At 36.9% G+C, this 13555-nt stretch carries 11 protein-coding genes; 6 read left to right on the top strand and 5 right to left on the bottom strand.

What is annotated here, in order from left to right:
- The first annotated feature begins 239 nt into the window (after nt 1-239).
- Complete coding sequence (locus Q8L85_03045; protein ID MDP1723658.1) at nt 240-1175, top strand: hypothetical protein; 936 nt, start codon at nt 240-242, stop codon at nt 1173-1175.
- Between the two features lie 51 nt (nt 1176-1226).
- Here Q8L85_03045 and Q8L85_03040 read toward each other — a convergent pair whose 3' ends face one another.
- The 3 genes from Q8L85_03040 to Q8L85_03030 form a co-directional block, all read right to left on the bottom strand.
- Nucleotides 1227-3479 carry a UvrD-helicase domain-containing protein gene (locus Q8L85_03040; GenBank protein MDP1723657.1) on the bottom strand — a complete coding sequence of 751 codons (2253 nt, stop codon included), beginning with the start codon at nt 3477-3479 and terminating at the stop codon, nt 1227-1229.
- A gap of 820 nt (nt 3480-4299) precedes the next feature.
- A complete protein-coding gene (locus tag Q8L85_03035; protein MDP1723656.1) occupies nt 4300-4536 on the bottom strand; it encodes a hypothetical protein in 237 nt (78 codons plus the stop codon).
- Nucleotides 4537-4592: 56 nt separating this feature from the next.
- Nucleotides 4593-5600 (bottom strand): Mrp/NBP35 family ATP-binding protein, encoded by a 1008-nt coding sequence (locus Q8L85_03030; protein ID MDP1723655.1) that lies wholly within the window; start codon nt 5598-5600, stop codon nt 4593-4595.
- A 90-nt stretch (nt 5601-5690) separates the two neighbouring features.
- On the opposite strand from Q8L85_03030, the gene hflK reads away from it, so the two are divergent.
- The 4 genes from hflK to Q8L85_03010 all read left to right on the top strand — a co-directional run bounded on the left by hflK (nt 5691) and on the right by Q8L85_03010 (nt 10734).
- On the top strand, nt 5691-6857 hold the full coding sequence (hflK, locus tag Q8L85_03025; protein ID MDP1723654.1) for an FtsH protease activity modulator HflK: 1167 nt from the start codon (nt 5691-5693) through the stop codon (nt 6855-6857).
- Nucleotides 6857-7726, top strand: a complete 870-nt coding sequence (locus Q8L85_03020) for a protease modulator HflC (protein MDP1723653.1) — start codon at nt 6857-6859, stop codon at nt 7724-7726. The genes hflK and Q8L85_03020 overlap by 1 nt, the downstream gene beginning before the upstream one ends.
- Before the next feature lie 266 nt (nt 7727-7992).
- Nucleotides 7993-9537, top strand: coding sequence for a Do family serine endopeptidase (locus Q8L85_03015; protein MDP1723652.1), 1545 nt, complete (start codon nt 7993-7995; stop codon nt 9535-9537).
- A 351-nt stretch (nt 9538-9888) separates the two neighbouring features.
- Entirely contained in the window at nt 9889-10734 is an 846-nt protein-coding gene (locus Q8L85_03010; GenBank protein ID MDP1723651.1) for a S8/S53 family peptidase, read from the top strand.
- A gap of 157 nt (nt 10735-10891) precedes the next feature.
- Here Q8L85_03010 and mltG read toward each other — a convergent pair whose 3' ends face one another.
- Both mltG and Q8L85_03000 read right to left on the bottom strand, forming a co-directional pair.
- Nucleotides 10892-11872, bottom strand: coding sequence for an endolytic transglycosylase MltG (gene mltG / locus Q8L85_03005; GenBank protein MDP1723650.1), 981 nt, complete (start codon nt 11870-11872; stop codon nt 10892-10894).
- Nucleotides 11873-12080: 208 nt separating this feature from the next.
- Nucleotides 12081-12725, bottom strand: a complete 645-nt coding sequence (locus Q8L85_03000; protein ID MDP1723649.1) for a TetR/AcrR family transcriptional regulator — start codon at nt 12723-12725, stop codon at nt 12081-12083.
- A gap of 324 nt (nt 12726-13049) precedes the next feature.
- On the opposite strand from Q8L85_03000, the gene Q8L85_02995 reads away from it, so the two are divergent.
- Complete coding sequence (locus tag Q8L85_02995) at nt 13050-13403, top strand: nuclear transport factor 2 family protein (protein MDP1723648.1); 354 nt, start codon at nt 13050-13052, stop codon at nt 13401-13403.
- Nucleotides 13404-13555 lie beyond the last annotated feature (152 nt).

Raw genomic sequence — 13555 nt, 5'->3', positions numbered from 1 at the left:
AGGAGGGGTGATGCTCGTTCACCTGTAGCCTTTCAAGTCATTTAACTATATATTACGTCATGCCAAATTTCTAATAATTAAAGTATGTTTTATAGTACTAACAAAAAGCCATAGACTTTTATACGTTTATTTTCAATTAATTAAATATATATTTTTATATTTTATTGAATTCATCAAAATTTTATGATATCTTTTTGCGTTATTAAATATTTATATTTTTTTATTAAACGGAGGCTTTTATGGTAAGAAAAATATTAAAAAATTTTTTGTTTGTTTTGTTCATATTGAATGCGACTTTTATTGATGCGCTTCTACCTGATTATGAATATAGCAAAAATATGCCAATATATCTTAAAGTTTATATTGATGAATTGGCTGAACAACAAATTGAAGGGGGGGTAAAAACAGAAGAAACAATCAACGAATTTCGTCAGCAAAAAGAAAATAAATATTTACCTCTTTTGGCGAAGATCAAAAAAAATAAAAATAAGGCTGAAATTAATTTTAGATTTGATAAAAAATTTCCAAAAAACAATAAAGGAATGTTATTAAATCTTGTTGCTATTCTTTTGGAAGCTGAAGAACTAAATGAAGATGGTGTAAACGATTTTATCCAGCCAAGACATGATCGGATTGTAAAATATAGAAAAACGGAATGTAAGCAATATCGGAAACAATATGAACAATCTGATAAATATAAAGAATCTCGGAAAAAATATACACAATCGGATAAACGTAAAGAATATAAGAAAAAATATTACCAATCGGATAAAGGTAAAGAAACTCAGAAAAAATATTATCAACGTAAAAAATTATTGGCCCAACAAGGCGATCAAAACGAACAGCAGAGACTTTTAAGCAAAGTGCAATCATTAAATGATGAGAAAGTTCAGACCCTTATAGATGCTTCTTTTGTGCCAAATACACCATGTTTATTTGACATTCCAACGCCTCAAACCCCTTCGGTCGCTCAATATTTGTTAGATCTTTATCAAAATGGAAAATCGAGCGTTTCCTTTGATGATGCTATGGAAGATGCGATTTATGAAGATGATTCGGAATGTGAAGATGAAATCCTACAAGAAGATATGGAGTTTAGTGAGAGTATTATGCCTGGTAAACGAAAAGAGTCTTGGTGTAATGATAATGAGTCTAAAAAAACTAAAATTAGATGATTAGTTTTATAAAGGGGCATTACTATATGCCCCTTTACTTTTGATAATTTTTTATCCCTTCTTAACGAAATTCGCCATTACTTTTTTAATACCTGTTTTACCAAAATCAATATCTAATTTTTGGCCATCTGTGCCTAACACTGTTCCATTACCGAATTTTTCGTGGAAAACTTGATCGCCTGGTTTATAGCCAGAATCTTTGGGTGTCAAAACTTCCCAATCATAATGTCCCGTATTTGAACTACTGCCATAGACAGGCGATTTAAGCTGACGTTGTGGCGCACTGGATCCATAAGACCTATTACCAAAAGAAGGTTCTCGATTATAGGAGCTATTATCATTGTTTTTATAAGGGGAGGCGACACCGCGTGGGGAGGACTCTATAATGTTTTCTTTGGGGAGTTCAGCTAAAAAGCGGGAAGGGTAGGCGCTTTGCCATTGATTATACATACGTCTATTGGCGGCATAGGTGATGAATGCTTTTTTCTTGGCGCGCGTCAAGCCCACATAAGCTAAGCGACGTTCTTCTTCAAGTGCTGAAGAACCACCTTCATCGAGTGATTTTTGATGCGGAAATACACCTTCTTCCCAACCAGGAAGAAATACGGTTTCAAATTCTAGGCCTTTGGCGCTGTGAAGTGTCATTAAGATCACTTCATCACCTGAATTTTTTTCGGCGCGTTCGGTAACAAGGCTTACATGCTCTAAAAATCCTTGTAGATTTTCGAATTCACTCAAGGCACGCATTAATTCTTTTAAGTTCTCAAGACGACCTGGCGCTTCAGGGGTTTTATCATTTTGCCACATCGATGTATAGCCTGATTCATCGAGCATTTGCTCGGTCAGATTCGCGTGGTCTGTGTAATTTAAAAGATCGCGCCAACGTTCGAAATCATCGATGAGTTTTTTCATGTTACGCTTGACTTGAGGGCGTAATTCATCGGTTTCAACCAATTCATAGGCAATGGCGTAAAGTGATTTTTTTTGTTCTCGCGCTAAATTATGCAGCATTTGAACACTTTGTGGTCCTATGGCACGTTTGGGGACATTTAAAATGCGCTCGAAGGCAAGTGAATCATCGGGTTGGACAAGAACACGCATATAGGCGATGGCATCACGAATTTCTTGACGTTCATAAAAACGTAAGCCGCCAATGACTTTGTAAGGCAGGCCAATTTTAATGAAACGTTCTTCAAATGCGCGGGTTTGAAAACCTGCACGGACAAGGATCGCAATTTGATGTAATTTATGGCCTCGATGATTCAGCGTTTCAATTTCATCAAGCACAAAACGGGCTTCATCTTCATTATCCCAAACGCCACGCACGGTAATTTTTTCGCCACCATCAACATCGGTCCATAATGTTTTTTCAAGTCGATTTTCATTATGTGAAATAAGCGCTGATGCACAACTTAAGATATGACCTGTTGATCTGTAATTTTGCTCAAGACGCACAACCAAGCAGCCCGGGAAATCTGTTTCAAAACGCAGAATATTCTTCACTTCAGCGCCGCGCCAGGAATAAATAGATTGGTCATCATCACCGACACAACACATATTTTTATGTTTTTGGGCCAGAAGACGAAGCCATAAATATTGCGCAACGTTCGTATCTTGATACTCATCCACCAAAATATATTTAAACATTGTTTGATATTGAGATAATATTTCAGGATGTAATTCAAACAGCGTTAAGCAATGAAGCAATAAATCACCAAAATCCATGGCGTTCAGGATTTGGAGTCTTTCTTGATACAATTTATATAAGTGACCTAAATAAGAATCTTCGCCACCTTGTTGTAAGACGCGTTCAGGGGTAAGACCTCGATCCTTCCAGCGCTGAAATTGGCCTAAAATGGATTTAGGGACCCATTTTTTATCGTCAATATGTTCAGCTTCAATGAGTTGTTTTACAAGGCGTAATTGGTCATCAGCGTCTAAAATGGAAAAGCTGGATTTAAATCCAAGCAATTCAGCATGACGTCTTAAAATACGGGTACCTATTGAGTGAAACGTCCCAAGCCATAAACCTTCAACGACATTGCCGACCATATGGCCAACACGTTCTCTCATTTCGCGTGAAGCACGATTGGTGAAGGTGACCGCGAGTATTTCAAAGGCGCGTGCTTTGCCTTGGAATAACAAATTAGATAGACGAGAGGTTAAGACTTTTGTTTTACCCGTACCTGCGCCTGCGAGTACTAAAACGGGGCCATCAAGATGTTCAACAGCTTTGCGTTGTTCACCATTTAGGCTTGAAAGTAAATCATCTTGTGGTGTGTTTTGCATATGTTGTACTGACATTCTTAACCTTAATAATAGTTTTTAGTTAACCCGAAGTTGAGGTTATTTTTAGAAACATGTTCTGTTTCGTTGTTGCGCGTTTCCCATTACTTAGATGGGCGGGCTTTAAAAGGATAACAATTACATCCTTCATTGTGGGCAGTGGAGCTGCGTGGCAATCTTCCCTCCGTCGTCATTGCGAGGGGCCAAATTTAAAAAGGGGCCCCGTGGCAATCTCCTTGAAAAATTGAGATCGCCACACCCTCTAACGTGGGTTCGCGATGACGATGTGGGGAGAACATAGCACTTTAGCAGATGTTTAAGTATAGTATTTTCCATTTAGGTTAATAGGGTGTTAAACAGCTATCATGTAGGAAAAGACTACACCTCATTCCTCATACTTTCTCTTAATTTAAAGCAAAAACATTATATAATCGTTAGCATTTTGAACGAATATAATCAAAATAGCAGGTTATGTCTCATTAAGGAAGGATTTGCATGCTTGTAATTTAATAAAATTTTTAAATTTATTTTTTTGCTTATCAATGAAGGTGATAATGTACACGTGAAAACAATTTTTTACCAAAAGCCCTTCAAAAGAAGGGTTTTTTTCACCTCTCCCCTTGTGGGAGAGGTCTCGACCAAAGGGAGCGGGTGAGGGGTATTTTACAATTTTGAAGAGATGAGTATTTGTTTAGCAATGCTTAGATTATGGCATGATGGTATTGCACTTTGTAAACGCTTTAGATACCCCTCACCCGTCGCTGCGCGCCGACCTCTCCCACAAGGGGAGAGGTAAAACCGAAGCAATTTCATTTTTTGTCCGGTAGATTGATAAAAATCAATCAGGTGGAAATAAAGTCGAATTTTTTGTTATGATGCGTGCTCTACTCCCATGTTTTTGAAAATAGACTTTTTCACCTTTTCTTGATTTTTCTTTTGCTTCATCTGGTGTTATATAGACAATAGCTCCATCAGGGTTTTTAACAAAAAATTGTCCAATTTTTGCAGCATTCGTATCAAATGCAATAAAACCCAAGGATAATAAAATGAATGTTTTTACGATTAGTTTTTTCATTGTGTTCCTCCCTAAACTCATACAATCATTTTAATGCATGAATTATTAAAAACTGATTAATCTTTAGATAGTTTTTCAATTATTTTATTGTAATAATGAAAGTAATTTTTTTCTTTGAAAGAAGCATTTCGATCAGATTCTTCACGGATTTTTAGTTCAATAGGGATTTCACCCAAAAAAGGAATATCCAATCTTTCTGCAGCTTTTTTGACACCATCTTTGTCAAAGATATAATGCTTTTTGTCACATCCATCGCAAATGAAATAGCTCATATTTTCAATCATACCTAAAATGGGTACATGCGTTTTCTTAAACATCTCAATGCCTTTTAAAGCATCTTGGATGGCGATTTCTTGGGGGGTTGAAACAATAATGGCGCCCGTTAACGCCAATTTTTGCGCAATCGTTAAATGAATATCGCCTGTGCCGGGCGGCATATCGATGAGCAAATAATCAAGTTCGCCCCAAGCGACTTGATAGATCATTTGTTGGACAGCGCTTGATACCATGGGGCCGCGCCAAACAGCAGCGCCATCTTTTGGCATGAGGAATCCAATGGACATGGCTTTAATGCCATGTTTTTCAAGTGGCACAATCATTTTGCCATCGCTTTGCGGTTTATCATGAATATCCATAAGAAGCGGGATGGATGGACCATAGACATCAGCATCTAAGATGCCAACTTTGAAGCCTTTTTGTTGAAGTGTTTGTGCTAAATTAATCGTTGTTGTTGATTTGCCAACACCCCCTTTTGCAGAAGAAATAGCAATTTTATGCTTAATATTTAAGGGTGGCAAAGCAGGTTCACTGAGTGTTTGTTTTGATGTTGCGATATTGATCGTGACATCTCCAAAGTTCTTTTTGAGCGTGATTTCACAATTTTCTTTAATTTTTGGCATAAATTCAGCATCAGCTGGAGAATAATCAAGAATGAATGTAATTTTGTTTTCTGTTGCAGAAAGACCTTTCACAAGGTTTAAAGCAACAATATCTTTTGCAGATTTTGGATGAAGAATGCTTGATAAGATGTTTAAAACATTTTGTTTTTCAAGGATTAATGTCATTTTCGTTATACTTTCGTGTATTGATGTTCTGCTCAAATCCGTATATGAATGATATATGAATTATATTTTGAATGTGTAGGGTAGAATCACATGACTTCGAATAATCAAGGCGGCGGCCCCTGGGGTAGCGGCCAAAATCCATTGGGCAAAAACCCTTGGGGAAACAATTCAGGCAATAATAATGGGAATCGTGGTGGTAATGGACCCCGTCCTCCTGAATTTGGTGAGTCCTGGAATAAAGTTAAAGATTTCTGGAATAATCACTCCTCTGGTAATACGAAGATGTGGATTTGGCTTATTTTACTGGCCATTATCGTTATTTGGGCATTAACAGGTATTTACCGTGTTCAACAAGATGAAAAAGGTGTTGTTTTACGTTTTGGTAAATGGACGGATACAACAGAACCTGGTCTTCGATATCATTGGCCTTACCCGATCGAACAATATATCCCCATTAAAGTGACCGCAGTGAACCAAGTTGAAATCGGTTTTAGAAGCGATTCTAGGGGCGAAGCCAAAGAAGTTGAATCAGAAAGCCGCATGATCACGGGTGATAAAAACTTTATCAACGTGAATTTTGTTGTTTATTGGATGATTAAAGATCCTGGCAATTATTTATTCAATGTACGTAATCCTGAACGTGCTGTTAAAGATGCTGCTGAAAGTGCGATGCGTGACGTGATTGGGTCAACCCTTATTCAACGCGCAATGACAGAAGGTCGTGAAGAAATTGCAGCTTCCGTGCGTGAATTATTACAATCCATTTTGGATAGTTATGGGGCAGGGATTGAGATTAGATCGGTTGCACCGAAATCTATTGATGCGCCAAAACCCGTTGTTGATGCATTTAACGAAGTCTTGCGTGCTAGTGCTGATAAAGATCGCTTGCGTAATGAAGCGGAAGCCTATCGTAATGGTATTATTCCTGTCGCACGTGGTGAAGCCGAAAAAATAAATCAAGATGCGCTTGCGTATAAAGAAAGTATTTTGAATCGCGCACAAGGTGACGCGCAACGTTTTAAATCCATTTATGAATCCTATAAAGTTGCAAAAGATGTAACAACAACTAGGATGTATATCGAAACAATGGAGCAAGTGCTTAAAAATTCAGCGAAACTTATTTTGGGTGATGAAAAATCAAGTGGTGCCTCACCAGTTGTGCCTTACTTGCCGCTTCCTGAACTTAAAAGACAAATTCAAGGTCCTGAAAATGCTGTCCCACAGCAACAACAACAGCCATTAGGAGGACATTTATAATGTCTAAAAAATTATTATTCTCGTTGGTCGTTCTAGCGGGTCTTATCATTTGTGCTGTTGATTCGTTTTTCATTATCAATCAAGCGCAGCAAGCGTTGGTGTTGCAATTTGGTGAATATAAAACAATTCACACAACACCTGGTATCAAATTTAAAATACCTTTCATCCAAGATGTGTCTTATCTTGAAAAAAGGGTAATAGATGTAGCGCCACCTATTCCACAAGTATTGCTGTCGGATCAAAAACGTATCGATATTGATGCTTATGCACGGTATAAAATTATTGATCCATTAAAGTTTTACCGTGCTGTTCGTTCAGAAGCGCGTGCGCAGGAACGTTTAAGCGGGTTGCTTGACACGAATTTACGTAAAGTCTTGGGTTCCGTTACATTGACGGCACTTTTGTCGGCTGAACGTAAAAATATCATGACAAAGATTCGTACAGAGCTTCAATTAAACTCAACAGAATTGGGGATTGATATTATTGACGTGCGTATTGTACGTGCAGATTTACCCCAACAAACAAGTGAAGCGATTTACAGATCCATGCGAAGCGAACGTGAACGCGAAGCATCAGAATTTCGTGCGCAGGGTGCGGAGCTTGCACAAAAGATTAGATCAAGTGCTGAACGTGAACGTACTGTTATTATTACAGAAGCACAAAAAGAATCTGAAATATTACGCGGGCAGGGTGATGCACAAGCGATTCAAGTTTACGCTGATGCTTATCAAATTGATCCACAATTCTATGATTTCTATAGAAGCTTAGAGGCTTATAAAACATCACTTTCAAAAGGAGATACAACATTGTTGTTGTCACCTAATAGTGAGTTTATGAAGTTTTTTGGCAAAAAAATTGGTCGTCAATAAAATCGTTCAGATTATGGGCAAATTCGTCGTCAGGCATCCGCTTCCGATACTCATGTACGAAGAAGTACACTCCGTTTCGGTTCTCTGCCTTTCTAGACTTTGCCTCATAATCTGAATGATTTGTTAAACTAGAATATATAAACAAATAATAAAAAACAGAGCAAAAATTTTGTATCTGTCCCCTTAACAAAACAGTTGAAATGCTATATATTGTAACATATTTCTTTTAACTGTTTTGCTACACTATTTACAGGAGAGTGAGTACAATGAAGCGCAGAACATCATTAAAATTTTCTCAAATAAGTTTTATTTTAGCTATTACGTTACTACCACTGAGTCAAGCACAAGCAACTGAAGCTTCCGCTGAGCCTTTACCACAAGGTCTTGTGCAATTGCCAGATTTTAGTCCGGTTGTTGATAAGGTTAAAAATGCTGTTGTCAACGTGACAACAACCCAGATGGTTAAAGCAAACCCAACAGATATGTTGCGCGAGTTTTTTGGTTTTGGATTTGGTGGACCTGGTATGGGTGGACCACAAATGGAAGAACCTCGTCGTCAAATGCGACCAGCACAAGCATTGGGAACTGGTTTTGTAATTGATCCAGATGGATATATTGTAACAAATAACCATGTTGTTGAAGATGCTAAGGAAATTAAAGTTACTTTCCAAGATGGCTCTAAAATAAATGCAAAAATTATTGGGCAAGATAAAGATACAGATCTTGCCTTGTTAAAAGTAGAAACAAAGAAAAAGCTTCAAGTTATAGAATGGGGTGATTCTGATAAACTTAAGGTAGGTAATTGGGTGCTTGCTTTTGGGTATCCTTTCCGTTTAGGCCTTACAATGACAAAAGGTGTCGTGTCAGCTTTAGGACGCAACATTGGTGGTGGACCATTTGATGATTTCATTCAAACGGATGCGCCTATTAATGTTGGTAATTCGGGTGGTCCATTGGTTAATGCAAGTACAGCCCAAATCATTGGTATTAACACGGCTATTTTATCGCCATCGGGTGCTAGTGCTGGGATTGGTTTTGCGATTCCTTCATCGACAGCGCGTCCCATTATCGAAAAACTTAAAGCAGGCGGCAAGGTTCAGCGTGGCTCGATTGGTGTTGCTATAGACAAGCTTCGTGATGATGTTGGTAAGTCTTTGGGTCTAAAAGAAGATGTTGGTGCTTTAGTTGTCAATGTTCAAGATGAATCACCAGCTAAAGAAGCAGGCGTAAAGCCTGGTGACGTGATTTTATCATTTAATGGCCATGAGATTAAAGACGATTCAGGCCTCGTTAAAGCTGTTGCTAATACAGAGATTGGTAAAACAGTTGAGATGAAAGTTTGGCGTTCAAATGAAGGTGGTGTGGGTGCTGAAGTAACACTTAAAATTAAAGTTGGTGATCGTACAAAGATTTTTGGCGATGGTAAACATGATGCTGAAGGAACTCAAGGCAAACAAGACAAAAAATCAAATGTATTAACGATTGATGTTCTTGGATTGACGTTCTCACCAATTACGCCTGCTCTTAAGGAAAAATATGGTATTTCCAAGAAAATAAGTGGTGTTGTTATTGTTGATATGGATCCTATGAGTCCTGCACGCGGGCGTTTAAAAGTAGGTGACGTCATAACAAAAGTTGGTCAAAAACCAGTAACATCCGCTAAAGATATTGAAAATGCAATTGCAGAAAGTCGTAAAGCAGATAAATCTGTGTTACTTCTTTGGGCAAATAGATCAGGAAGTGAAAACTTTATCACGCTCCCGATTCCTGAAGATATGGGTGTAGTCGAAAATGAAAAAAAGGCTGAGTAATTTTTTTCATTAGACTGGATATCAAGAAAAACCCCGTTTAGACGGGGTTTTTTTGTTTGAACGTAAAAATAAATTGTTATAGTCAAATGACTTGAAAACGCTACAAGTGGATGGGCACCATCCCTCCTCCTATGCCTCCCAAAAGTGTGAACGCCACCCTCTTCCTACGTCCCGCGACTTGTTCGCGGGATCCAGAAAGCGTCCAAAAAGTTTCAATAAACGATTTCTGTACACTTTTGCACCATGGATCCCTCGGACAAGCCGCGGGACGTAGGAAGTTTGTAGTATTTTCGAATCATTTTGTTATATATAAGATTGTTGAAATTAAAATTGTTGATAGGAAAATCTAAATTGATTAAATTAAAAAATTTATCTAAAAGAATTGTTTTACTCTTTATTCTTTTTTGCTTTTTTGAAAATCATTTAGTAGAAGCTACTAAAATATTAATTTTTGAGCCATTAGGTTTTTTTGAGCCTCTGTACAAAAATTCATTCACAATTCATGAAAGTTATTCTATTGGTGAAAAGACTATTTTTAAAAAAAGAAATGAAGAACAAACAAGTCATGCACTTGATATTTTGTCTGTTTATGATTCTTACAACCCCGAATTAACTGAAATTGACGTGCTTTACAAGGATGAAGAGTTATTTAATTCTTTTTCAAAAGAGGGTGGTACTTATCAAAAAATTTGCGATAATTTTAAGACTTTTTTAAAAGAAAAAAAATATGACATTATTTCTTGTTCATTTTATCCATGTTTTGGTTATGATTTACCTCTTTTAAAAGCTATAATGGATACTTTAATTGAAACAAATACATTTCTTTTCATTCTTGCAGGAAATCATAACAGACAAATTTATTCTTCATTCGAGACGCTTTTAGCGCATGAAGGAGTTAAAAATATACTTTTTGTGGGTGCATGCGATACTGATGGTAAGAAGGAACATTATAGCAATTACTCAAATTTCTTATCACGTGATCATTTTGTTTATACAAAAGGCAATTTTGTAAGAAACAATGAAGAAATTGAGGGCACTTCTTTGGCGACACCCTTTCTTGCAGCATATGCAGCACGACTCAAAAATGAAAACCCTGATTTAATGGTTTTTGATCTTAAAAACATGATTCTTGATAAGGCGATTCTTACTGATCCTAATGATCATACCTTGGGGCTTGGTTATATTTCACCTGAATAAGAGTATAGTCGATAGACATTGGAAGGATACATCGTCATGCCTCACTCATGTATATAAGGATACACTTCGCTCGTTGTTCCTTGTCTACTCCTCAAGTCTATCGACTATAGTCTAACATCGAAAAAATTAAAGATTATTAGTTAGGAATATCAAATGCTTATTTATTCTTACGCCAATTAGATACATTTTTATTGTGTTTTTCAAGGCTCTCGGCGAATTCGTGGCCGCCTTTGCCGTTTACAACAAAATAAAGCTCTTTAGTCGATTGGGGATTTAAAACGGCAGCAAGCGTATCTTTGCCAGGATTGCAAATGGGCCCGGGCGGTAATCCTTTGGATATATAGGTGTTGTATGGGCTTGGGAAGGATAAGTCTTTACGCGATAAAGGTCTATCCAATATTGTTTCGCCTTTTGTAATGGCGTAATTAACAGTTGGATCGGCTTGCAACGGAATGCCTAGTTTTAAACGATTTATAAAGACAGCTGCAACACGTGGTCTTTCCTCGGGCAGACGTGTTTCTTTTTCAACGATAGACGCTAAAATAAGCGCTTCTAAAGGTGTTGAAAAAGGTAGGTCTTGAGCACGTTTGTGCCATAAATCACCTAAAGTTTCTTGCATTGATTTGTTCATTCGATTTAAAAGTGATGCGCGTTTATCGCCATATTCATAATAATAGGTTTCAGGCATTAAAACACCTTCAGGTGTATGGTACGGTAAATCACCTTTCAGATTTGTTAATTGGGCGAGTCTTGTCCGAATATCACTGACAGTATCGCCCTCTTTCACCAGAAATTTATGTCGAATGGTGGGGCCAAAAGCCAAATGGTCAATGATTTCATCAAGATTCATATGAGGTTTGAATCCATATTCACCATAACGTAATTTTTTGGCATTGCCTTTTAAAAGCGTGAAAGCTGAAAATAAAAATGAAGACGAAATAATTTGCTGACGAACAAGTTTTTGACCAATTTCACTTAAGCCATCACCTTGTTCGATGAGAACAACAGATTCATGTTGAAGGGGACCTTCTTGAGATAAAAAATGAAAGGTAAACCCGATAATAATAAGAATGAAAATAAAAAAATAAGCGAAAATATCAGCTAATGTACGTAATGATTTGCTTAAAAAATGTCGCATAGTTTTCCTTGATTATGGGTTATAGTCAATAGACGTTGGAAGGATACATCGTTACGCCTCACTTATGTATATAGGGATACACTTCGTTCGTTGTTCCTTGTCTACTTCTCAAGTCTATCGGCTATACATAAAATTTCTGAAATGTAGAAAATCAATATACATAATTTTTTGTTATTTGTGAATGCACATACTATTAAGGTTATAATTTTTAGAGCTCATTATAATCGTCATCAATGAGTGTTTTGATTAATATTTGGCTTAACCAATTTTCATATTCATCTGAGTTCCAATGTTGTTCAATCACAAGCATGCGATACAAATCGCGCCCTGTAAGAGCCCATAATATATCATGTGCTTTAGACGGATCGAGTTCTTTTTTAAAAGATTTTTCAAGCGCCATTGTTTTGATGGATTCTTCTAGCCTTGTATAGCGACGTTCTTCTCTTTCTTTTTCAAGCTGTTTGAATTCGGGTGCTAAAACGGCAGCACTTTGAAAAAGATGAAGTTGTGTGCGTTCAATATCGTACATTTGGCGCGACATTTTAGCAGCGATCATAAGGCGTTTTTTGGGTGATTTTTCTTGTTTGGTTTCTGCGTGCAACACATGGTGCGCAGGAAAAGCTTCATCCATTAAGGCGCCCAGAACACCGCGTTTGGATTTAAATAAAGCGTAAATTGTGGGCATTGACACTTCTGCCGTTTGTGCTAATTTTTCAATTGTTGCGCGTTCAAATCCTTCGGCTTCAAAAAGCTTTCTGGCTGAAATAAGAATGCGATTGCGTGTAAGGGCCGCTTGAGTTTCTCTAGATTCAGAAGTGTAACTTCTTCGTACTTTATTATCTTTGTTGTTCATAAAGTTTGTGTCTCGTAATTTGTTTTTTATAGGAAGATCCTAACATAGGTATGTTTTTAATGGTGAGAAATTAAATATATATACCCAAATAATCTGAAACTACCGCTTTTAGCCGATGACCTTTGGTCGCTTTTTGAACCAAAAATTTCTAAGGTAAAACAACTATCTATCGAAATTTTCGGCATCAAAAATCACCTCAAATCTCAGACTCAAAAATCGGCATTTCCAAATCATTTGGGTATAGTTATTTTTTTATATTGACACATTGAATGTAGTTAACTATAACCAATTTGAGGTATTAATAATGTTTAGAAGGAGATTATAATGGCTAAAAGTAATGTGGAGATTGCAAAAGAATATTGCACCTCTATGAGTGAGAAGAATATTGAAAAGATTGCGACTTATTTGCACCCTGATGTGGAATTTTTGGGACCACTATCAGAAGTTAAGGGAAAAGAAAAATATTGTGAAACCTTAAAAGGGTTTATGGACTTGTTTAAGACATATGACGTGCGTGTTATATGCAGTTCAGAAGATCATGTCATGTTGGCTTATGATGTGGAATTTTTTGAGCCTGCTATTACGGTGCGTACAGCTGCTTTATTGACTATTCAAGATAATTTGATTCAGAGGATTGAACTCTTTTTTGATGCTAGGCCTTTTGATATAGCGAAATAACTTGTAAATACTCATAGTACACGACACTTTTTTAATTTGATCTAAGGTATTGATTTTTTATAAGAAAACATAGTACAGACAAGATACAAAAAAAGGAGCTGTACAATGATAAAAATGAATACCTTAGATCAAGCAATAAATAATCACTTCGA

It is taken from the genome of Alphaproteobacteria bacterium (genome assembly GCA_030680745.1).
In the GTDB taxonomy this organism is placed as follows: domain Bacteria; phylum Pseudomonadota; class Alphaproteobacteria; order JAUXUR01; family JAUXUR01; genus JAUXUR01.
The sequence above is the reverse complement of the archived record's forward strand: the minus strand, read 5'-3'. Positions and strand labels throughout refer to the sequence as shown.

What these genes read in the sequence shown, in the direction of transcription:
- Q8L85_03015 (MDP1723652.1), top strand. Translation starts at nt 7,993, where the DNA reads ATGAAGCGCAGAACATCATTAAAATTTTCTCAAATAAGTTTTATTTTA.
- mltG (MDP1723650.1), bottom strand. Translation starts at nt 11,872, where the DNA reads ATGCGACATTTTTTAAGCAAATCATTACGTACATTAGCTGATATTTTC.
- Q8L85_03030 (MDP1723655.1), bottom strand. Translation starts at nt 5,600, where the DNA reads ATGACATTAATCCTTGAAAAACAAAATGTTTTAAACATCTTATCAAGC.
- Q8L85_03000 (MDP1723649.1), bottom strand. Translation starts at nt 12,725, where the DNA reads ATGAACAACAAAGATAATAAAGTACGAAGAAGTTACACTTCTGAATCT.
- Q8L85_03035 (MDP1723656.1), bottom strand. Translation starts at nt 4,536, where the DNA reads ATGAAAAAACTAATCGTAAAAACATTCATTTTATTATCCTTGGGTTTT.
- Q8L85_03045 (MDP1723658.1), top strand. Translation starts at nt 240, where the DNA reads ATGGTAAGAAAAATATTAAAAAATTTTTTGTTTGTTTTGTTCATATTG.
- Q8L85_03040 (MDP1723657.1), bottom strand. Translation starts at nt 3,479, where the DNA reads ATGTCAGTACAACATATGCAAAACACACCACAAGATGATTTACTTTCA.
- hflK (MDP1723654.1), top strand. Translation starts at nt 5,691, where the DNA reads ATGACTTCGAATAATCAAGGCGGCGGCCCCTGGGGTAGCGGCCAAAAT.
- Q8L85_02995 (MDP1723648.1), top strand. Translation starts at nt 13,050, where the DNA reads ATGGCTAAAAGTAATGTGGAGATTGCAAAAGAATATTGCACCTCTATG.
- Q8L85_03020 (MDP1723653.1), top strand. Translation starts at nt 6,857, where the DNA reads ATGTCTAAAAAATTATTATTCTCGTTGGTCGTTCTAGCGGGTCTTATC.